Source organism: Halorubrum sp. Atlit-26R (assembly GCF_003666015.1).
Taxonomy (GTDB): domain Archaea; phylum Halobacteriota; class Halobacteria; order Halobacteriales; family Haloferacaceae; genus Halorubrum.
Window position 1 is genome coordinate 1 of record NZ_QPLT01000235.1, and the last position, 691, is coordinate 691.

Here is a 691-nt window from a genome sequence, read left to right on the forward strand (position 1 = left end):
CCCGTCGTGGCGAGCAGTTCACCGTCTCCGACATCGTCGACGACATCGATGTCTCCCGTCGGCAGGTCCGCCGGGTGCTGAACGAGTTCGCTAGTGCCGGATACCTCACCAAGCACGAGGATGGGAGGGCCAACGAGTACGATCCCGCAGCAACGCCCACCGCCGGCGTCGTCGATCTTCCAGGTGCTGACCCGGCTTCCGACCCGGACACCGGCCGTATAGATACTTACTATACGGGGAATGTCTGGGTCGACAGCGAGAACGTGGGGGGTGAGAGCCCGATCCGCGCTGCTGGGAGCACATTGCCCGCGCCGGACGATGCACTCGCGGCTGAAAGCGGTCCGCCGGGGAGTTAGCGGGGGTGGTCCGACGTGGCCGACCGCCCCTCCCAACAGCCGGAGGTCTGTCCCGCCTCAGACATGACTACTTCACACCCCCCACCCTCGGAGAGTCCTTCAACAGACGGCAGAGACCTGCCAGCGCCCCCATTTGCCTACCGACAGTGCGAAGCAATCGCAGAATCTACTGAGGAGCGGTGTCGACGTCGGGCACTCCTTGGGGCTCCGTACTGTCCACTACATCTGTCAGATATGACGTGGTAAGATAGCGGTGAGATCACATAACTTCTCAGTGCGAAGGATACTGACTCAGCTCTCGCAACGACCCCAGTGAAATCCACTGGTGACAGACG

General features: G+C 62.2%; 1 protein-coding gene. It reads left to right on the forward strand.

The features are described from left to right. Positions 1-356, forward strand: a 356-nt coding sequence (locus DVK07_RS22980; protein WP_199719675.1) for a hypothetical protein, incomplete at its 5' end; no start/stop codon positions are given. Positions 357-691: the final 335 nt, after the last annotated feature.